The organism is Dietzia sp. UBA5065 (assembly GCA_002415925.1).
Taxonomy (GTDB): domain Bacteria; phylum Actinomycetota; class Actinomycetes; order Mycobacteriales; family Mycobacteriaceae; genus Dietzia.
The window spans coordinates 13,163-14,346 of sequence record DIAZ01000049.1 but is presented as its reverse complement, the minus strand read 5'-3'; the positions used below and the strand labels follow the sequence as shown (position 1 = coordinate 14,346).

Sequence of the window (1,184 nt, the reverse complement as noted above, 5' to 3'; positions counted from 1 at the left end):
CGACGGGACCATTCGGCCAGCGCAGGTCAGAGAGCCAGCGCATCCCGCGGGGTGCGGCGTCGCGGCCACGGGGGCATCCGGCGATTTCCACAGGCCCCCACCCCTCCACAGGGATGCCCCGGAGGGCCTCGGTCGGAGGCCGAACGACGATGGACGCTCGGCATCATCTCGGGCATGACCCGCACCGGCCCTCAGGTACGTCACCCCGTTCTCGCCCGAGCTCGACTGAGCCGCGAGATCGCCCACATCCCCAGGCGGCGGCGGGAACGCGACTTCGTCAAGATCGCCGACGAACTGTGGCTCCCCGCCAGCACCGAGCTCACCCTCGAGACCCTGTCTGTCGCCTACTTCCGCCTCTACCCCGGCGCGGTGCTCACCGGGTGGTCGGCGGCTGCCCTCCACGGGGTCACCGCACCCGGCGAGGCGATCCCGGAACTGTGCGTCGGCCCTCACGGTCGGGCGCGAGCGGGTCTCCGGATCAGGCGATACACGGTGCCGGACCGATGGGTGACGAGGGTCCGCGGCGTTCGGGTCACGAGCCCTGCGTGGACGGCCTTCGACCTCGCCCGATTCAACGACCACGTGGACGGAGTCCTCGCGCTCGAGGAGTTGTACCGGAGGGGCTTCACCCGGGAACGGATGCAGGAGACCGTCGACTCGCTCGCCGGCACGTGGGGCGTTGCGCGCGCCCGGCGGGTCCTGGCCGACTCGGATCCCCGGTCGGAGTCACCGCGAGAGACCGAGACGAGGCTGTTCCTCCGCGCGGCCGGCTACACGGACTTCATCCCTCAGGTCGCGGTTCGCGAACTCGGATACCGCCTGGACCTCGCGGACCCGGATCGGAAGATCGCGGTCGAATACGACGGGCCCCATCATGACGACCCGGTCCAGCAGTCCAAGGACCGACACCGTCGGAATCGGTTGCAGGCCGCCGGCTGGATCGTGATCGTGGTGGACCGCAGGATCTTCCGTCTCCAGCGCGACGAGATCCTGCGGCAGGTCGAGGCTGCCTACCGCCTCACCGCCGACAGAGGGGCAGCATGAGTCGGCGGCGGCCGGGCCAGCGTCGGCGGCCGCCCGCCCGGTTGCGCTGCGCCCTCGACTCACGCTGCCTCTGTGGTCCCGTCCGCCATCGCAAGCCCGGCCCAGGCGTGCATTCCCCCAGCACAAGCCGAAGGGGCAGC

General features: G+C 71.0%; 1 protein-coding gene. It reads left to right on the top strand.

The features are described 5' to 3' along the window. The first annotated feature begins 174 nt into the window (after nucleotides 1-174). A complete protein-coding gene (locus B4M60_RS03680) occupies nucleotides 175-1,044 on the top strand; it encodes a type IV toxin-antitoxin system AbiEi family antitoxin (protein ID WP_291080391.1) in 870 nt (289 codons plus the stop codon). The last annotated feature ends 140 nt before the right edge of the window (nucleotides 1,045-1,184 follow it).